The organism is Streptococcus infantis, assembly GCF_047464715.1.
Taxonomy (GTDB): Bacteria; Bacillota; Bacilli; order Lactobacillales; family Streptococcaceae; genus Streptococcus; species Streptococcus infantis_S.
In genome coordinates, this window is the sequence record NZ_JASHBJ010000008.1 from 15,276 (window position 1) to 34,320 (window position 19,045).

At 39.7% G+C, this 19,045-nt stretch carries 20 protein-coding genes; 6 read left to right on the plus strand and 14 right to left on the minus strand.

What is annotated here, in order from left to right:
• Nucleotides 1-19: 19 nt before the first annotated feature.
• Nucleotides 20-1,675 carry an FAD-dependent oxidoreductase gene (locus tag QM419_RS08685; RefSeq protein ID WP_414278511.1) on the plus strand — a complete coding sequence of 552 codons (1,656 nt, stop codon included), beginning with the start codon at nucleotides 20-22 and terminating at the stop codon, nucleotides 1,673-1,675.
• Nucleotides 1,665-1,958: a rhodanese-like domain-containing protein gene (locus QM419_RS08690; protein WP_178895529.1), complete on the plus strand. Its 294-nt coding sequence runs from the start codon at nucleotides 1,665-1,667 to the stop codon at nucleotides 1,956-1,958. The genes QM419_RS08685 and QM419_RS08690 overlap by 11 nt, the downstream gene beginning before the upstream one ends.
• A gap of 97 nt (nucleotides 1,959-2,055) precedes the next feature.
• Here the strand turns inward: QM419_RS08690 and QM419_RS08695 are convergent, their stop codons facing one another.
• On the minus strand, nucleotides 2,056-2,313 hold the full coding sequence (locus QM419_RS08695) for a metal-sensitive transcriptional regulator (protein WP_006150993.1): 258 nt from the start codon (nucleotides 2,311-2,313) through the stop codon (nucleotides 2,056-2,058).
• A 486-nt stretch (nucleotides 2,314-2,799) separates the two neighbouring features.
• On the opposite strand from QM419_RS08695, the gene QM419_RS08700 reads away from it, so the two are divergent.
• Entirely contained in the window at nucleotides 2,800-4,812 is a 2,013-nt protein-coding gene (locus QM419_RS08700; RefSeq protein WP_414278512.1) for a DUF2079 domain-containing protein, read from the plus strand.
• Between the two features lie 48 nt (nucleotides 4,813-4,860).
• Here the strand turns inward: QM419_RS08700 and QM419_RS08705 are convergent, their stop codons facing one another.
• The 10 genes from QM419_RS08705 to QM419_RS08750 form a co-directional block, all read right to left on the minus strand.
• Complete coding sequence (locus tag QM419_RS08705; RefSeq protein WP_414278513.1) at nucleotides 4,861-5,715, minus strand: VOC family protein; 855 nt, start codon at nucleotides 5,713-5,715, stop codon at nucleotides 4,861-4,863.
• A gap of 126 nt (nucleotides 5,716-5,841) precedes the next feature.
• Nucleotides 5,842-7,344, minus strand: coding sequence for a zinc ABC transporter substrate-binding protein AdcA (locus QM419_RS08710; RefSeq protein WP_414278514.1), 1,503 nt, complete (start codon nucleotides 7,342-7,344; stop codon nucleotides 5,842-5,844).
• A gap of 9 nt (nucleotides 7,345-7,353) precedes the next feature.
• Nucleotides 7,354-8,160, minus strand: coding sequence for a metal ABC transporter permease (locus QM419_RS08715; RefSeq protein ID WP_414278515.1), 807 nt, complete (start codon nucleotides 8,158-8,160; stop codon nucleotides 7,354-7,356).
• The gene (locus QM419_RS08720; protein WP_214262902.1) at nucleotides 8,153-8,857 is read right to left on the minus strand and encodes a metal ABC transporter ATP-binding protein; all 705 of its coding nucleotides are present in this window, start codon (nucleotides 8,855-8,857) and stop codon (nucleotides 8,153-8,155) included. Before QM419_RS08720 ends, QM419_RS08715 begins: the two co-directional genes overlap by 8 nt.
• Nucleotides 8,857-9,297 (minus strand): zinc-dependent transcriptional regulator AdcR, encoded by a 441-nt coding sequence (gene adcR, locus QM419_RS08725; protein ID WP_414278516.1) that lies wholly within the window; start codon nucleotides 9,295-9,297, stop codon nucleotides 8,857-8,859. The genes QM419_RS08720 and adcR overlap by 1 nt, the downstream gene beginning before the upstream one ends.
• Before the next feature lie 236 nt (nucleotides 9,298-9,533).
• Complete coding sequence (dltD, locus tag QM419_RS08730) at nucleotides 9,534-10,802, minus strand: D-alanyl-lipoteichoic acid biosynthesis protein DltD (protein WP_414278517.1); 1,269 nt, start codon at nucleotides 10,800-10,802, stop codon at nucleotides 9,534-9,536.
• The gene (dltC, locus tag QM419_RS08735; RefSeq protein WP_414278518.1) at nucleotides 10,795-11,034 is read right to left on the minus strand and encodes a D-alanine--poly(phosphoribitol) ligase subunit DltC; all 240 of its coding nucleotides are present in this window, start codon (nucleotides 11,032-11,034) and stop codon (nucleotides 10,795-10,797) included. Before dltC ends, dltD begins: the two co-directional genes overlap by 8 nt.
• 13 nt (nucleotides 11,035-11,047) lie before the next feature.
• Nucleotides 11,048-12,292, minus strand: a complete 1,245-nt coding sequence (gene dltB / locus QM419_RS08740) for a D-alanyl-lipoteichoic acid biosynthesis protein DltB (RefSeq protein WP_414278519.1) — start codon at nucleotides 12,290-12,292, stop codon at nucleotides 11,048-11,050.
• Nucleotides 12,289-13,839: a D-alanine--poly(phosphoribitol) ligase subunit DltA gene (gene dltA / locus QM419_RS08745; RefSeq protein ID WP_414278520.1), complete on the minus strand. Its 1,551-nt coding sequence runs from the start codon at nucleotides 13,837-13,839 to the stop codon at nucleotides 12,289-12,291. The genes dltB and dltA overlap by 4 nt, the downstream gene beginning before the upstream one ends.
• 19 nt (nucleotides 13,840-13,858) lie before the next feature.
• Nucleotides 13,859-13,990 (minus strand): teichoic acid D-Ala incorporation-associated protein DltX, encoded by a 132-nt coding sequence (locus tag QM419_RS08750; RefSeq protein ID WP_006154052.1) that lies wholly within the window; start codon nucleotides 13,988-13,990, stop codon nucleotides 13,859-13,861.
• Nucleotides 13,991-14,284: 294 nt separating this feature from the next.
• On the opposite strand from QM419_RS08750, the gene hslO reads away from it, so the two are divergent.
• Nucleotides 14,285-15,157 (plus strand): Hsp33 family molecular chaperone HslO, encoded by an 873-nt coding sequence (hslO, locus tag QM419_RS08755; RefSeq protein WP_414278521.1) that lies wholly within the window; start codon nucleotides 14,285-14,287, stop codon nucleotides 15,155-15,157.
• Nucleotides 15,144-16,124 carry a tRNA dihydrouridine synthase DusB gene (gene dusB, locus QM419_RS08760; protein WP_414278522.1) on the plus strand — a complete coding sequence of 327 codons (981 nt, stop codon included), beginning with the start codon at nucleotides 15,144-15,146 and terminating at the stop codon, nucleotides 16,122-16,124. The genes hslO and dusB overlap by 14 nt, the downstream gene beginning before the upstream one ends.
• Before the next feature lie 52 nt (nucleotides 16,125-16,176).
• Here dusB and QM419_RS08765 read toward each other — a convergent pair whose 3' ends face one another.
• Nucleotides 16,177-16,863: a YoaK family protein gene (locus tag QM419_RS08765; protein ID WP_414278532.1), complete on the minus strand. Its 687-nt coding sequence runs from the start codon at nucleotides 16,861-16,863 to the stop codon at nucleotides 16,177-16,179.
• Between the two features lie 127 nt (nucleotides 16,864-16,990).
• Nucleotides 16,991-17,680: a hypothetical protein gene (locus QM419_RS08770; protein WP_006151021.1), complete on the minus strand. Its 690-nt coding sequence runs from the start codon at nucleotides 17,678-17,680 to the stop codon at nucleotides 16,991-16,993.
• Between the two features lie 266 nt (nucleotides 17,681-17,946).
• On the opposite strand from QM419_RS08770, the gene QM419_RS08775 reads away from it, so the two are divergent.
• Nucleotides 17,947-18,177, plus strand: coding sequence for a hypothetical protein (locus QM419_RS08775; protein WP_006144770.1), 231 nt, complete (start codon nucleotides 17,947-17,949; stop codon nucleotides 18,175-18,177).
• 49 nt (nucleotides 18,178-18,226) lie between these two features.
• Here the strand turns inward: QM419_RS08775 and QM419_RS08780 are convergent, their stop codons facing one another.
• Nucleotides 18,227-19,000 (minus strand): NUDIX domain-containing protein, encoded by a 774-nt coding sequence (locus QM419_RS08780; RefSeq protein ID WP_373114036.1) that lies wholly within the window; start codon nucleotides 18,998-19,000, stop codon nucleotides 18,227-18,229.
• Between the last annotated feature and the right edge of the window lie 45 nt (nucleotides 19,001-19,045).

A 19,045-nucleotide genomic window follows, 5' to 3' on the forward strand; every position in this document is an offset into this window, starting at 1 on the left:
AGCATAAAGGAGAAAATCAATGAAAATTATCATTGTCGGGGGAGTCGCAGGCGGTATGTCAGCAGCAACCCGCCTCAGACGTCTCATGGAAGACGCTGAAATCACTATTTTTGAGAAAGGTCCCTTTGTTTCCTTTGCAAACTGCGGACTTCCTTACTATGTTTCAGGAGAAATTGCCAGTCGTGATAGTTTATTAGTTCAAACACCTGAAAGTCTCAAGGCACGGTTTAATCTTGATGTGCGACCATTTCACGAGGTTGTCCAAATTTCTCCAGAAAATCACACTGTCACTGTCCGACATGATGGACAGGAATTCACAGAAGGCTACGATAAGTTGATTCTCTCTCCAGGAGCTAAGCCATTTGTTCCTGCCATTGATGGCTTGGCAGAAGCTAAGAATGCCTACACGCTCCGCAATGTTCCTGATCTCAATGAAATTATGGCCGCCTTGGACAAGCATCCAAAGGAAGCTGTCGTCATCGGTGCAGGTTTTATAGGGCTTGAAATGGCTGAAAACCTGGCAAAACGTGGCTTGCATGTCACCATCGTCGAAAAATCTCCTCATGTCTTGCCACCATTAGATCCAGAAATGGCAGCCTTTGTCCAAGCAGAATTGGTTAAAAACAGCGTTAGTGTTATCACTTCCCTATCTGCGACTCGATTTGAAGAACAAGGAAAAATCATCGTTCTCGAAAATGGTCAAAAAATCACTTCTGACCTTACCATCCTTTCTGTCGGTGTTGAACCTGAAAATAGTCTGGCTAAAGCTGCGGGGATTGAACTGGGACTTCGTGGCGGGATCCTGGTCGATGAACATTACGAAACCAGTCAAAAAGATATTTTTGCAGTTGGAGATGCCATCGTCGTCAAGCAAGTGATTACGGGCCAAGACGCTCTCATCTCACTCGCTTCTCCTGCCAATCGTCAAGGACGCCAAGTGGCGGACGTCATCGCAGGACTTGGTCGTACAAACAAAGGCAGTATCGGCACTGCGATCGTTCGTGCCTTTAATATGACAGCTGCTTCGACTGGTCTTAGCGAGCGTATCCTTACCATGAATCAACTTCCTTACAAGGCACTTCATGTCAGCGGGAAAGATCATGCTGGTTATTATCCAGAAGCTACTGATATTACCTTGAAACTCCTCTTCGACCCAACCAGTGGAAAAATATACGGTGCCCAAGGAGTTGGGAAGAAAGGTGTTGACAAACGAATCGATATCCTAGCAACTGCTATCAAGGGAAATCTCACCGTCTTTGACTTACCAGAGTTAGAGTTTACCTATGCGCCACCATTTGGTTCTGCCAAGGATCCCGTCAATATGCTGGGTTACGCAGCCTTGAACCTTATCGAAGGTCTCAGCGACAACGTTCAATGGTACCAGCTCGAAGACGAACTGGCTAAGGGAAAGAAATTCCTTGATGTACGGACAAGTGGCGAATTCCAAAGTGGTCGACTTAAGGTTGACACCATCCACATCCCCCTAAACGAACTACGGGAACGCTTGGATGAACTAGACAAGAACCAAGCCTACATCGTTAGCTGCCACAGTGGTTTACGCAGCTATATCGCAGAGCGTATCCTCAAGCAAGCAGGATTTACCGTCCAAAACCTTGACGGCGCTTATTCACTATGCAAAATGGCGAATCCAGAAGGAGTAGAATATGCTAACTAATATCAGCATGGCTGACTTTTATGAAAAATATCAACATGAACATCTAGATCTTATCGATGTCCGTGAAGTACATGAATTCCAAGCAGGACATGCACCAGGTGCCAAAAATCTTCCGTTAAGTACCTTGGAGCAAGGCTACAAAGAACTCAAACCTGACCATGAATACCATGTCATCTGTCAAGGAGGTGTACGTTCTGCCTCTGCCTGTCAATTTCTCAGCGCCCAAGGCCTCACCGTTACCAATGTAGAAGGTGGCATGAATGCCTGGCCAGGTGATATTTAATAAATAAAATTCAAAAAGAGCAATTGGTCTAATTTCAAGAAAACCAACTGCTCTTTTAATCATTTGTTCACTATTTAAGAGAAACGTATGTTTTTTATTACTTGCGTTTAATCAAGTATTTAACCGCCTTTTCCAATCTTTCCTTCTGTGCTTGAGGATCCTCTAAAGGGTCGTTAATACAAGATGTTAAATTCTCCGTTATCATCAGTTCAATAATACGATCAACACTGGATCGCACTGCTGTTAATTGAGTAATGATATCGACACAATCACGCTCTTCCTCCATCATCTTTTGAATACCTCGCAATTGACCCTCTGAGCGTTTGAGGCGTGTAATGTATTTTGAATTTGTCATGTCTTTATCCTTAAACGATTTTTCTACATTATATCTCTAATACAGACCTTTGTCAAAAGGAGCACTTATCTTAAAGGTAAAGACTTCTAGTTCCCCACTCTAACTCGCGTAACGATACCGTCTTTGTCAGTCATGCTTAATTCTGAGGATGAAAACCACTGAGTTACCGCTTCGCTACTTTTAGATTGAGCAAATACTTTTAATAATTCCTCTTTGTTCTCAATTTCAGCCACATAGTAGGCTAGGGCTTTGAAGGATTTTTCTTTCGTTAGTATAGGTGTGGTTTGTTTTCAGAAAAGGTGGTTTTCATAATTTCATCTTTTCTTTACTTTTTATTTCAAAAATGCTAACTGATAATACGATGAGTAATTCTTCAAAAAATGTAAGAGATATTTTTTAAAGGCAACTCAAAACTATATAATAATCAGTCACAAGTTAAAGAAATTACTTTTTTATGATAGAATACTAGCTGGAGGACTTTATGAAATGAAACGAATTCTAACAAACTTGATAGAGCAACGAATGTATTACTTATCTTGTTTATTCGGGGCCTATCTTCTGATGATTTTGATCGAATTGTTAACTTCAACACCACACGATGTATTTCTCGCCTTAGCTCCCGTGTCAGCTTTAATAATAGGAACTTTTTTTATAGTTGGGTCCGCTTTGATTCTTTTTGCTAAAAAAATTCCTGCATTAAGTATTTCCAAAATCAATACTTTATTATTAAACATTGTATTATTTATTGCTATCTATAAGAGCATGTCCTTTTTCTTATCCCTAGGTTTGCTATTGCTGACATTAGTACTATATATTGGCAGTTTTCTCAGAAAAGAAAAATTTTCATTTCTGTACCTACTAGTTATTTTATTTACAACACCTCGTCTATTGACATTGCTTAATTCAAACTTCCAAGATACTGCACTTGAGTTTCATGCTTTCAATTTGGCAGACACTCGATTTAACATTATTATTTGGCCTGTAATCTTTGCTGGTTTGCTTTCAGGAACCACCCTTCTTTTAATTCACAACTCCCCGCTTAAGCAATACTTAGAGCGCTACAAAAAATTACTAACCTATGGTGTATTTTCTATCGTTACTCTCTATGTTGTCTATCTCTCGATTGTTTTTATCTATAAAGTAAAAACCTTTGATGGTTCTACCTTTGATATTGGTCTATTCTCACAGATGTTTCATCGCATGAGCACCGACTTGAGCGCTATCACAACACTAGAGCGCGATCGAGTATTATCGCACTTTGCAGTTCACATCTCACCCATTTTCTATCTGATGTTACCTTTCTACAAGCTTTTCCCTCATGTTGAAACATTAGAAGTACTACAAATTTGGGTTGTATTCTCTGCAGTTATTCCTTTAAGATTACTCCTATCAAAATTGAATTTATCGAAATTGGCAAACATTTTGACAGTCCTTTGGTTTGTGCTTTTACCCGTATTAACTACTGCAGGAGGTTATCACCTGCATGAAAATTGTTTCTTGGTTCCTTTGATATTTTGGGTATTCTATTTCATAGTAAATGAGAAGAAGTGGGGTATTCTAATATCCACTATCCTACTACTTTTGGTCAAAGAAGATGCCTTTATCTATGTCTTCAGCATTGGAATATTCTTCTTATCCCAGAAACGATTCAATCTGACGAGCAAAACCAAACAATGGCTGATCCTAACTGAATTTCTCCTACCACTTCTATACTTCACTCTAGCATTGTTAATCCTGAGCACATTCGGAGAAGGCGGAATGGTCTCACGATTCGATGCATTCTTACTAAAAGATGAAAATGGTATTTTAGCCGTATTTAAAAATTTAGTTCTTCACTCAAGTTTCGCCATCAGCCATTTATTCATGGCTAAAAAACTAGGTTATTTATTCCTGATGTTAGCTCCTATGTGTTTTCTACCACTATTGCAACGCAACTGGTCAACTTATTTTTTAGCTCTACCTTTAGTAGTTATTAATTTATTGCCGGATTGGCCTTATCAATACGACATCGGCTTTCAATATAGTTATGGTAGTGGAGCCTTACTCTTCATAATGGCCTTGCTAGCTTTAGAAGATTTAAAATTGCACAAACACATTAACGAAAAAATGGTGATTTCATTTATTTTTGTTGGCATAATTTTTTCTGGTACTATTCTTCATCGCCTTACTCAAAGTTGGTCTTTCAACATTGGCTATTATCAACAAAACAAAGAGAAATTTGAAGCAATCAAATACGGCCTAGAAATTCTACCAGAAAATGCCTCAATCGTTGCAGAAGGAGGCTATACACCTGCACTTAGAAAACATCAGGCCCTATACGATATTTTCTACCACAACCAACGAAAAGCTGACCCATCAATTGATTATGTCGTAATTCCACGTGAACAAAAAGGAAAGAACGATGTCTATGATCCTTTAATTACTAGTTATGAAACACTAGGATATAAAGAAAGTAAGTACGCAACAAAAGAACTTTTCATTCTCGAAAAACCTGAATAAAAAGAGAGCAGTTCAAACTACTTCTAAAGTAGACTGAACCGCTCTTTTCTAATTTCCCACTCTAACTCGCGTCACAATGCCATCGCTATCAGTTATACTAAATTCTGCAGAAGAAAGCCACTGAGTTATCGCCTTGCCAGTTTGAGATTGAGCAAATACTTTTAATAATTCCTCTTTGTTCTCAACTTCAACTACATAGTAGGCTAGGCCTGCCATTCCTTGCTCACGAGGAGCAAAGTTTTTACCTCCCCATTCATTAACTGCTAGATGATGATGGTAATCCCCCGATGCAATCCAACTGGCGTGTGGAATCGTGAATTTATCCTTAAGACCTAGAGAACCTTGGTAAAAGGCAGACGCTTCTCGACTGTTTTTAACGGATAGATGAACATGTCCCATTCTAGTACCACTTGCAATCACAAAGGGATCTAGTTCTTGTCCCAGTTCATAGATATCTTGGGCAGACAGTTCTTCTGTCACACCAATAATACGGCCATCCTCACGAATATCCCAGACTGTTACAGGTTTGTCTCTATAGAGTTCAATGCCATTGCCCTCTAAGTCTTCCAAATAGATAGCCTCACTATAACCATGATCCGCTCCGCCAACTAGCGGAATCTTTAAGTCTAACAAGTGTTTAAAAACATTAGCCAAATCTTCACGAGTCGGCAAAAGAAGGGCCATATGATAAAGACCATAACTTTGCTTAGGATTGCTAATGTCATCTGTCTTAATTAGCCGAACTAGCGGTTTTTCTCCCGCACCTAGAAGAACTTCTTTTTCCGATTGATGTAATATTTCCAAACCAAGTAATTGGTGATAAAAAGCAGTCTGACCTGCTAAATCTCTAACATTTAAAGCCACCTCTGCCAAATGAATGCGACTATTATATTCGTAAACCATAGAAAAACTCCTTTGTTGTAACTTTTTTAGTTACATCTATTATACTCCCTTATCAACTAATGTCAATTCAGATGCTTAGGGATGGAAAAACAAACAATCCTCCCATGTAGGAAGGATTGTTTCGATTTAATGAGCCAACATTTCTTGGGCGATTTCTTGACCAGATAAGCTATCTGGATAGTAGGTTGGCCAATTGTCCATCTCATCAAAGAGGGCTTCCTGGCTAGTGCCTCCAAAGAAAATATGGAAGTGCCCAGTCTTAACTGGTTCGATATTGTGGTCGCTGAATTGAACATACTTAAATTGTCCAGCGTCCGCATCAGTCGCTTCAAAGAGATAACGAACTCCTCGATTCCCTTTCTTATAGGTCAAGATTTTCTTGCCGACATACTTGTATGTATATTTTTTACTTTGGTCACCTTGAATGAATTCCATGGTGTTATCCGTGATATTAATCTTAGATACATCGGTTTGATAGCCTTTTTGATAGTAGGCTTTGTATTCATCCTTAGTCATTTTGCTAGTCAATTTAGCCTTGTAGTCAAAGACTTGATCTAGAGTACCATTTTCGAGGAAAGGAAAAACAGACTGCCAGTTGCCAGCATAGTCACTCAAGGTACGGTCTTTAACATCTGCATCCTCAAAGTAACCATTTTGAACGGTTTTAGTTTCCTCTGCTTTTTCTGGTTCAATTTCTGCCCCTGCCTGGTCAGTTGTTTGCTTGAGAGCTTTGAGATTTTTCTCCATAACAGAGATATAGTTCTCTCCCGCCTTCATATCCTCTTCGGTCAAGCTTTCAAGAGGATTCAGAACGTCTAACTTAACTCCTGTTTCTTTTGAAAGAGTATTGGCTAGAGCTTGAGAGGCATTTTCTTCAAAGTAGATATAAGAAATCTTGTTTTTCTTGATGTACTCGGTCAATTCTGCCAAGCGACTTGCTGACGGTTCAGCATCTGGTGACAGACCTGAGATAGAGACTTGATTAAGTCCGTAGTCCAAGGCTAGATAACGAAAGGCAGCGTGTTGAGTTACAAAACTCTTTTGTTTAGCATCAGAAAGTCCTTCAGTATAGGCCTTGTCTAGAGCTTGTAATTTCTCGATATAGGCAGCTGCATTTTGCTCAAAAGTCGCCTTCTTATCTGGATAGTCAGCTGATAAACTGTCACGGATATGTTCTACAAGCTTAATGGCACGCGCAGGAGACAACCATACATGAGGGTCATACTCGTGATGATGACCCTCTTCGCCGTGGTCATGGTCTTCCTCTTCTTCACTACCTGGAAGAAGCAACATATCTCCAGTAGCCTTAATTGTTTTTACTTTTTTCTCATCTAGTGAATCTAAAAGCTTTGGAACCCATGTTTCCATGTTCTCATTTTCATAAACAAAGGCATCAGCGTCTTGAATTTTAGCGACTGCCTTTGGTGATGGTTCATAATCATGTGGCTCTGTTCCAGCCCCGATTAAGAGTTCGACATTGGCTGTGTCCCCTGCTACTTGCTTGGTAAATTCGTAGACAGGGTAGAAAGTTGTGACAATATTTAATTTTCCGTCTGCCTGTTTTTGATTGGAACAAGCGACTAAGAATAGTGTTACAAGACTTGCCAAAAGTAGGCCTAGTTTTTTCATGTATTTCTCCTATTTGATAAAACGTTTGAGTAAGCTGACTAACAAGAAGACAACTACAAAGATCAGGGTAATGCTTGCACTAGGTGGTGTTTCTGCATAATAAGATATATAAAGCCCTGCCACCATACCTAGAAAACCAATAACACTGGCAAGAATCATCACAGAACTAAAGTTTTTGCCTAAACGCAAAGCGATACTAGCTGGCAAGACCATGATAGTTGATACCAAAAGTGCTCCTGCAGCTGGAATCATGAGCGCAATGGCCACACCCGTTACCATGTTAAAGAGAATGGACATAGTACGCACTGGAAGGCCATCTACAAAAGCTGTATCCTCGTCAAAAGTTAAGATGTACATGGGTCTTAAAAAGAGAAAGGTCAGGATTAAAACAACCGCTGCAATGACAAAGAGTCCAATTACCTGCTCTTGACTGATGGTCACAATAGAACCAAAGAGGTATTGGTCCAAACTCATCGAGCTAGAGCTCTTACCCTTACTCATAACAATGAGTGAAACCGCAAGACCTGTTGACATGAGAATGGCTGTCCCAATCTCCATAAAGCTTTTATAAACCGTACGTAGGTATTCAAGGAAGACCGCCGCAATCAAGACAATCACAATGGTTGAAATGGTCGGAGAAATTCCTAAAACCAAGCCAAAGGCAACCCCTGAAAGCGAGACGTGACTCAGAGTATCACTCATGAGACTTTGACGACGCAAGATAAGGAATGTCCCCAGAACTGGTGAAAAGAGACTCATGGCAATAACAGCCAAAAAGGCCCGCTGCATAAAATCATAAGACAATAGATTAAGCATGCTCCACCTCCTGGTCACTTTCATGGACATTGAAACAACGCCATGGCGAATCTTGGTCTCGGACCAGGTGGATATTGCGATCTGCGTAATCCTTAACTTCTTCCGGATCATGGGTAATCATCAAAACAGCCTTGCCATGATGGTGGGCACTATGGTGCATGAGCTCATAAAATTCATTCTTGGTTCCCGCATCCATCCCTGTCGTTGGCTCATCCAAGATAAAGATATCTGGATCCGAAGCAAACATACGTGCAATAACCGCTCTTTGTTTTTGCCCACCAGAGAGGGAACCAATGCGTTTATCCCTATGTTCCCACATGCCGACAGAGTTTAAACTCGCCTTAATATGTTCCTCATCATGGGCATTCAGACGACGGAACCAACCTTTTCTTGGATAGCGGCCTGATTTGACAAATTCATAAACAGTACTTGGAAAGCCTGCATTAAAACTTGCAATCTGTTGAGGAAGGTAGGCAATTCTTAGTTTTGTCCCACGAGTGTTGGTCTTTGAAATGGTAACTTTGCCAAATCTTGGTTGCAAAATACCCAGACTAGCCTTGATTAGCGTTGTCTTGGCTGCTCCATTTTCTCCAGTTAGGGTGACAAACTCCCCACTATCAACACTGTAATTGATATGTTCAAGCACAGGTTCCTTGTCATAATAGAAGGATAAATCCTCTACTGTGATGTATCTCATTACTTGATTTCTCCTACTAAAGCAGTTAAAAACCGCTGGATAATTTGTTGCTCGTTTGGCGTAAATTGAGTAGCAACCTGCTCATAAGTCGAGAGGGTGTGCTCATGATGATGATGGTGCTCTTCAGCAATTGGTCGAGCCAGGTCTGTCAATTGATAAAAAATCACTCGAGCATCCTTGGGATCCTTAGATGTTTCTAACATCTCCTCTTTAATCAAAGACTTAATAGCCTTGGTGACAGCAGCCTGACTGACATTCAGACGACGTGCTAACTCCGAATTGGTTAACGATTCCTCTGATAAGAGCATGAGAATATGCTCCTGGGTATTTGTCAAAGCAACCTCACTCGTGCAATGACCAATCAAAATTTCGTGTTGGTTTTCAGCTTTGAGGATAACTTCATTTAAAAAATGATCAATATCTTTTGCTAATTGTCTCATGAACTTCTCCTTCCCTAGTTATCTTTTTCGTAAAACAATATAGATCGCTTCAGATTCTTTACTGGTTAATTATATCACAAACCAAAAAAGAATCAAGAAAAAAGATGAAAACAATTTTTTATGTTTTCATTTTCTCGATACTTTTTTCTTACTATTACTCGACTACTATACTAGCCATCAACAAAAAACTCAGCGATTACAAAGAGCCCAAACCAAGGTTCAGACTCTTTTGCTATTTACTGAAAATCTTTAATATTCCCATCGTAATTTGCCCAATCCTGGCTGAAGAATCGATCATTCATTTGGTAATTAGGAGCTGTTGTTGGATTGCTCAAAAAAGGATTGACAACCTTATCAAACGCCAACCAACCTAACCAACCGATATGAATCGTATCCTTGACAAAGTATGGTTCATCACCATCTTTTGAAAAGTCAGCGATGTTGGTGAACCCTTGACTTTCCAATTGGTATCGAATTTTTTCGACAGTGTGTTGATACATTTCTTCACTCAAGCCTGTATAATCCATCCATTTTTTATTGACAGGTTGAAAAACAAAAATCACATTGACCTTAGACTTGGCAAATTGATCAAGTACTAACTGTAAATCATTGTACTCAGGCGATTTTAGAAAGTTAAAATTCTTTTGAGAGCCTTCCCACTTTTTCAAATCCTTCTTTAGCTGAGTATTGTAAAAATGGTTTTCCATACCCAAATCATTATTGGTCGTATTTTCTTCACCCTCTTTTCGAGCGATAGCTTCCAATTCTTCATAAGAGAATTGATCAGGGAGATTGCCCAAATATTTTTCAACGTGATCTTTGTACCTTAATCGCCCACGAATCGAGAATTGGCCAAAAAGAGCAGATTGTTTTTCGTTGAATTCTGCAGAAGCTGTAATTATTGAATGATCGAAGTCTGACAACTGTTCATTCTTAGCCAACTTTTCAACAATCCCTTTCAGAGAGATTCCTGGATTTTGTTTCAAAAGTCTGTTGGCAGCAAACTGAGAGGCCGCGTCTCCAGATTGATTTTCCAAAAAGGCAGTCAGCTGATCATTATTAAAGTAAGTTTGGAAAATAGTCGGGTCATGATCTTCTTTTGTAAACCATTGTGGAGAGATCACAAATACCGCTTGTTTATTTTCAAGTTCAGATGTGATTTGTTGCATTCCAAAATACTGACTAAGAGAAGCCGCTCCTGCCTGCCCCATAAAATAAGGACGATAGGGGCGATTATACTTTTCAGCTAGTACCGCTGGGTGCATATTATCAAAGCGCATCCACTCACTGGACCCAAAGAAAGGGATAAAACGCATATCAGGATCTGTGAGAGCTCTCACTTTTTGACTTCTCTCCTTAAAGCTTTCTGCACTTATTGAGGCCGCAGAGTATTTTTCCTCCATAAGATTGTGACTTTTGCTACTTGGATAGAAAAAGATGAGTAGTAGAACCAATACACCCGCTACAAGGAGTGGTCCAAAAATCAACCACAGTCGTTTAAGCATTCTTTAACTCCGTAATCCCTGCTACGATTTTATTGGCTGTATTCCAGTCATCACGACCAAATTCTGTAACCGGGACACGAATATCAAAGCGATTTTCAATTTCTACAATCAATTCAACGGTTCCCATACTGTCCAAGACACCTGCATCAAAAAGATCTTCATCCATCATGTCAGAAACATTTTCCATGAACAATTCATCGATAATTTCAATAACTTCTGATTTGATATCCATTTTTTAATTCCTTCTATTTTTTAAACCATAAATCATTCAAAAATCCGGAAAAGATTAAGAATGAAACCATTACGACATGGAAGGTTATCACCATGCCAAGTAACTGAACCCAACGGTTCTCAGGCAAGGGAGCTCGCCCTGCTTTCTTACGTTCTTTATTGAGCGTTTTTTTCTTCCGAACCCAGGCATCATTCATCACTAAGCCTATCCCATGAAAGAGTCCGTAAGCGATATAAAACCATGTTATCCCATGCCAGAAGCCCATAAGGAGCATATTCAGGATATAGGCGACACTTGAAGTCACATTTCGATTCTTAAAAAGCTTCTTTCTCGTCATTAACATGACCATGCGCATAAAGACAAAATCACGGAACCAGAAAGATAAACTCATATGCCAACGATTCCAAAACTCCTTCAAATCCCTTGATAAAAAAGGTTTGTTGAAGTTGATCGGACTACGAATTCCCATCAGATTTGAAATCGCCAAAGCAAACATAGAATAGCCCGCAAAATCAAAGAAAAGATCCAAACCAAATGTATACATGACTGCTACTACATAATAGTTAAAGAATCCACCTACCTGAAGAGCTAGATTTTTTAGGGGCGTTAACATAATTTCGCCTAAAATATGAGCCAGGATAAATTTATACAGAAACCCCATCATGATATATCGAACTGACTCAGCTAGCATGTCCATCAACTCATCACGTTCTGGAATCGTCTTATAATTTTCATTAAAACGCTTGAAACGATCAATAGGACCACTTGAAAATGTCGGCATAAAGAGAAGAAAACGTAAATACTCCCACATTTTCAAATCCTTAATAACTCCATCTCTCAGTTCGATAATGATTCCCACCGAACGAAAAGTCAAATAGGAAATACCAATAAATCCTAATAAAGACTGTGTGCCGTTAATAGCCGGTTGAACTTTCACAAAAATGATGGGAAGTAACGATAATAGACTCACCAAGTAGAAAATCCATTTGCCATCTCGGACTTTTCGATACTGCTTGTAAAAAAGTACCAGTAATATTTGCCATATCAGATAAATACCTAAGGCAGCTATCTGATTAGTCTTGCCCCCCGTCAACATAGTTACGATAAAGAACAAACTAACCAATATTTCATACCAGGCAAAACGTTTTTTGAAAAAAAGTCCGATAAAGATTGGCAAGGTAGCAGTAATCACGTACAAAAAGTACTGCGGATTCCCATACGGCTCAATATGAGGCAGCTGTTTCAGGAAATCCATCATCTATTATTCACCTCGTTAATCAATCCTTTGATATCAATCTTGCCATTTGGAGTCAGTGGCAATTCCTCTCTGTAAAGAAACTTAGATGGCATCATGTAAGACATCATAATATCTTCCAAGTCTTCCTTGATAGCTTTCGTGATATCAATTTCGCGCTCAAATTGTTCTTCGACGCCCTCTTTTAAGATAACATAGGCCAAGAGATTTTGGACCTTGTGATCCTTGTTGTAACGAGGAACTGCAACAGCAGATTCAACGTACTTGGATTTGTTCAAGTTTTGAGAGACATCCTCTAGTTCAATACGATAGCCATTAAACTTGATTTGGAAGTCCATCCGACCACCATAGAGAAGAAGGCCTTCATCCGTCATGGTTCCGACATCTCCCGTATGGTAAGCTGGAAGACCTTCAAATTCGAAGAAGGCTTCTGCTGTTTTCTCTGGATTATTCATATAACCTTTTGAAACGGCTGGGCCAGACACGATGATTTCCCCTTGCTCACCATTTGGCAATTTGTTACCTGCCTCATCAATGATGAAGGTTGGAGAATCTTCTTTGGTGTAACCAATTGGCAGACGTTTCAAAGTCGCTAACATCTCATCTGTGATTGCTACAGCCGAAAGAGCTACAGTTGCTTCCGTTGGCCCATAAGCATTGATGATGCGTGCATTTGGGAAACGCTCGCGCAATTTCTGAGCTGTTTTCACGGTCAACTCTTCCCCATCAAAGTAGAAATGGGTGATTCCTGGCATCTTTTCAGCATTGAAATCTTCAGACAACATGGCCATATCTGCAAAAGATGGTGTCGAAGTCCAGATCGCAATCGGAAGAGAAAAGATGGTCGCAAAGAGTTGTTTGAAGTCTTGAGTGATGGCTGATGGAAGAGCAAAAAGCGTTCCTCCAAGAGACAAGGTCGGTGCCCAGTACATGACAGACAAGTCAAAGGAATAGGGCGGTTGTGCCAACATTTGCGGACGCTCTGGCGTTGCAAATTCCTTGTCCGTAATCATCCAGTTGGTAAAGCTGAGCAAGTTATCGTGCGAAATTTGCACCCCTTTTGGTTTCCCAGTTGTTCCTGAGGTAAAGATGATATAGTAGTTATCATCTCCCTTGACCGGATGTTGCAAGTCATAGACATTCTGAGCCGCATAAGCTTCACGTACTTGCTCCAAGGACATGATTGGAGCAGCTGGGTTTCCCAATGGAAATTCATTGATGGCTATGATTAAGCTTGGTTCTGCTACTTCAAGAATGGCAGACACACGCTCCAAGGCAGAATGGCTATCAATTGGGATATAGGCATGGCCAGATTTTGTCAAGGCCACAAAAGTAGCCAACATCTCATACTCTTGACCACCAAAAACCACTACAGGAGATTTCTCAGGTAGGTCTAGTCGATCAATAGCTGCAGCCAAGCTATCTGAATCAGCCTTCAATTGACCATAGGTATGCTCTTCTCCAAGGACATTATATACTGGAAAAGCAGGCTGAGTTTGAGCAAAATACTCAATTCTTTCAATCATATCTCTAATTGGCTTATTAGACACGATTCGTTCTCTCCTTAAACTAAAATTCATTGTAAATAAAGCTTCCCTGACTTTGCCCTAAATAACTAAAGAAATAAAGTAAACCCAGTAAAACAATAAAATACAGGACAGTTTGCCCTAAAAAAACATAGTATGGTTTCTTTTTATTCATGATTGATTTCTTTTCTGTAAATTTTCATCAATTTTTTGCAAACATACAATTACTATTTAATCTCGTTCCCATTTTACCATTTTACCACTTTATTCCCTTTGTTTTCAACTGTTTACCATTTTTTAGAAGTTGATTTTAGCTTATTTTAAGACAAGGCAAAATCTTGATAAAAACATCCTTTGAAAATCTAAATCTTATGACATCCTAATAGCAGCAAATTATAAATCAAACAATTTGAAAGACTAGCAAACACACGGCTCCCGCTTTGGGCATTTTTATGCTAAAATAGTAGCTATGGATAAAATTATTAAAACAATATCAGAAAGTGGATCTTTTCGTGCTTATGTACTAGACAGCACTGAAACCGTCCGCACTGCTCAAGAAAAACATCAAACTCAAGCTAGCTCAACTGTAGCACTTGGTCGTACTTTGATTGCCAGTCAAATCCTCGCCGCAAATGAAAAGGGAGATACTAAAATTACGGTCAAAGTCCTCGGAACTAGCTCACTCGGAGCCATCATCACCGTTGCAGATACTAAGGGAAATGTCAAAGGTTATGTACAAAACCCTGGTGTGGATATTAAAAAAACTGCAACTAGTGAAGTACTAGTGGGACCTTTTGTCGGCAATGGCCAATTCCTAGTTATCACAGACTATGGCACTGGAAATCCATATCATTCCATGACGTCTCTTATTTCTGGAGAAATTGGCGAAGACCTAGCTTTTTACCTAACAGAAAGCCAACAAACTCCGTCAGCAGTTGGACTTAATGTCCTTTTAGATGAAGATGACAAGGTCAAGGTTGCTGGTGGCTTCTTGCTACAAGTATTGCCAAATGCCAAGGAAGAAGAAATCGCCCGTTTTGAAAAACGTATCCAAGAAATGCCGGCCATTTCAACACTGCTAGAGAGTGACGACCATATCGAAGCCCTTCTCCAATCTATCTACGGTGACGAGCCATACAAACGCTTGTCTGAAGAAGAAATTCGTTTCCAATGCGACTGTAGCAAAGAACGCTTTATGGATGCTCTTGCTAGCCTTCCAAGCTCAGACTTACAAGAAATGAAAGACCAAGATCACGGGGCAGAAATTACTTGTCAATTCTGCCAAACAACTTATAACTTTGATGAAAACGACCTGGAGGAACTCATTCGTGGAAAATCTTAATACACCTTTTATGATTGGTAATGTTGAGATTCCCAATCGTACCGTTTTAGCACCTATGGCAGGCGTAACTAACTCTGCCTTTCGTACCATTGCAAAAGAGCTCGGAGCTGGCCTTGTGGTCATGGAAATGGTCTCTGACAAAGGTATCCAATACAACAATGAAAAGACTCTTCACATGCTTCATATCGATGAAGGAGAAAACCCAGTTTCGATCCAACTTTTCGGAAGCGACGAAGATAGCCTAGCACGCGCAGCAGAATTCATCCAAGAAAACACCAAGACCGATATCGTCGATATCAACATGGGCTGCCCAGTTAATAAAATCGTAAAAAACGAGGCTGGTGCTATGTGGCTCAAGGATCCAGACAAGATCTATTCTATCATTAACAAGGTTCAATCAGTCCTTGATATCCCTCTCACTGTCAAAATGCGTACAGGCTGGTCTGACCCATCCTTAGCAGTAGAAAACGCCCTCGCTGCTGAAGCTGCAGGTGTTTCTGCCCTTGCCATGCACGGTCGTACCCGTGAACAAATGTATACTGGCCATGCGGACCTTGAAACCCTTCACAAGGTTGCCCAAGCTCTTACAAAAATTCCATTTATCGCCAATGGTGACATCCGCACTGTCCAAGATGCAAAACAACGTATTGAAGAAGTCGGTGCTGATGCCGTTATGATTGGACGCGCAGCTATGGGAAATCCTTACCTCTTCAATCAAATCAATCACTACTTTGAAACTGAAGAAATCCTCCCCGATTTGACCTTCGAAGACAAGATGAAAATCGCCTACGAGCACTTGAAACGCTTGATTGATCTCAAAGGAGAAAAGGTTGCCGTCCGTGAATTCCGTGGACTAGCTCCTCACTATCTCCGTGGAACATCTGGAGCTGCTAAACTCCGTGGAGCTATTTCACAAGCTAGCACTCTGGCTGAGATTGAAGCACTATTGCAGTTAGATAAAGCATAATCTTCTATCCACCTCACAAAAAAGGCAAAGCTCAAAAACGAGCCTTGCCTTTTTATATATTTTCATCTTGCAAATCTAGTTGCTTCACTCTAGCTATATAGTAGGCCATGATCAAAAACAGATTGAAGCTGACAATCCAAATAGACCATTCATGGAAAAAATGCATCGATACAGCCAAACTAATTGCCCCCAAAACAAAACTCCCTACAACAATTCCATAGTTCAAGGCTTGGCGACGATATTCTTGAACATCTCCCTCTCCTCTAACGATGCGATACAAAGCAGTCAACATCTTTCGGTAATTTCCAGAGGTCATAAAAATGACATAGGGATGATCTTCAATCAAACTACCCGTAAATGTTAGCATCATCATACCTGTTCCAAAAGCAATAAAAGGAACTTCTAGTAAGGGAAATCTCGAAAAGAAGGGCAGAAGAAGAGTTCCAATAAATAAGGGAAGCAGCATCTTAACCCGCCAATAGGCTGTTTTACGATATTCCTTCATGTGCAAGGCAAAAACAAATCCTAGGGAAAAGAAAATAATGGAGCAGAATCGCAACATGGTATTGATGACATTCGAGTCATGCCAATCTGATATCAGTAGGAGAATATTTCCTGTCTGTGTAGCCACCAAACTATGGTACTGAATGTGACAGAATACATCCAAAGAACCACCTATAAAGCCAAGAAACACTCCCATGAGTCGTGTATTTTGAGGTAAAATTAATTTATCCGCCATTGCTTTGTCACTCATTCCCTTTCGATTCATTTATTATACCACTTCTATTAGAGAAATTAAGTGAAAAACAGTTGAACTACTCTTTTATAAATCTAAGTCTAGACAAGATTTGAGGCGAGGCGGCTTTCTATGGTTGAATCAAAACAACACTAGATACCGTACCATCTGCACCTGTTGTAATTTGGATGACTTTTCCACCACCTACTTCAGCATTGTATTTCCCATCATCAAGAGTATAAGAATAGCTTTGGATAGAATAGTTTTCTTTCTTACCATCAGCAGATTCTACTGTAAACTTGCCACCTGATGAAACAGTGATAGTTTCACCATTAGCGCCCTTCCAATTTCCAGCTGCAGCCGAAAAATCTTTGTCCACCATAGTCAAGACTCCTTTATAACGTTTGTTATGTTCTGCCTGCTTGTCTTGAAGTTTGCGATCAGTTGTTGGATCATAAGTTGACTGATTCGATTTTGCTTGTGTTCCTTCTTGATTTGATGGGACTTGAGAAGGCGTCTGCTTAGCAGAAGATTTTTGATTCCGCTTTGTTTCTGGCGCTGTTGTTGCTTGCGATTGATTTGCAGTAGCCGCTGACTGATCAGAAGAGGACTTAGCTTTTTCTGAAGTAGTGGTGCTTGTTGAAGTTTGAGATTTACTATCTTTGTTAGAAGAGCTTGTCTTTGAACTTGATGTCGTTTGCGTTGTCTTATTAGCATTGTCATTTTTAGCTTCTTCTTTTTTATTGCCGCATGCTCCCAAGAGCAATGTTGAAGCCAATACGGCAACTGCTAGCAATCGAATTGAGTTTTTTGTTTTCATAATATTTTTCTCCTGTAATCTTTTTGAAATGTTGTGCAATACTTCTGTAATATTATTGTAATATTTGCTTGCTTGTTTGTCAACTATTTATATATGTTTTTTATTTATACTTGTTCCTTTTTAATCCTCCTATCTCTACTATTCGTAAAGTATTTAAAAAAGAAGATTCTTTCTACTGAAATGCTATATTTTAAAAGTGTAATCGCTTGCATTTTTTCTTGAAGGGCTATAATAAAATTGAAATAGGATATTGGAGGTGTAGACTTATGTCAAGCAAATATTACAAATATCTTCCTTGGATAATTTTAGGTGCTTTCTGCTCTTATCAGTCTGCAAGTCGCTATGCCCAGACTACATTTGATTTATTTTATTTAACCACAATCTTCATGATTGTCTATATGTCTCTACTATACTTACACGAACATTATTTGAAATACAAATACAAAGATTTATTCATTCGTTTTATGAGTAATCCTAAAAAAGATAAACATCCTTAAACATAAAATAACAACAAAAAGAGGCCGGAAATTTTTCCGACCTCACTTTTTATTTTAATCGATAAATAGTGATAACTTCCTTCTGAGGAATCCGTTTAAAGCCAACTTCCTCTATGCTATGACCATATTTCTCTAAGAAACTATCACTTGTACAGGATTTCTCTGGGCATAGAGTCTCAATGAGAGCTAGGCCGTCATCCACTGTGAACTCATCCTCTAGTAGATAAAGGAAACGAGGGTCATAGTCGATAGCTTTTTTAATTTTCTTGATGGATGTTTGAATAATGGATAAGTGGTCAAATGCAAAGTCCTTCTCTTCCAGTTCTTTTCCATCCAAATAACACTTACCTGTGTGAAAATCAACATCTACAAGAACGACTTCTTTTGCATCGTCTCCAGCCTTAGCTAGATCAATTGCTTGTCTCGGTAGGTAAACCAAGTGGGCAATGGTAACCGTCCAACCTCTGGGATCACGAGCAGGAGTCGATACTGTTACTAACTGTTCAATCTTTTCTAAGGGAAGTTCAAGATTGATTTCTTCTTTCACTTCACGCTGACAAGCATGGGCAGCATCTTCCCCCTTATCCATAAATCCGCCAACTAGCGCTAAACCATTTTGAAAAGGATGTGCCTTCCGACGAATCAGAAAGAGTTTCATTTTACCTTCTACAAAGCAATAGGCTACCATATCCACAGTCACGCTTGGTTTTTCATACTGAGGGAGTTCTTGCTGGTGATACCACTCAAGAAACTCCTCCTGGCTTGCATGAACTTCAAAATACTCTTTTTCTGTCATCCCGGTTGGAATAGTTTGATTCATCATCTTCTACTTCCTTTCTGCATTGATGGCAATGAAGGGTTTCTCTCT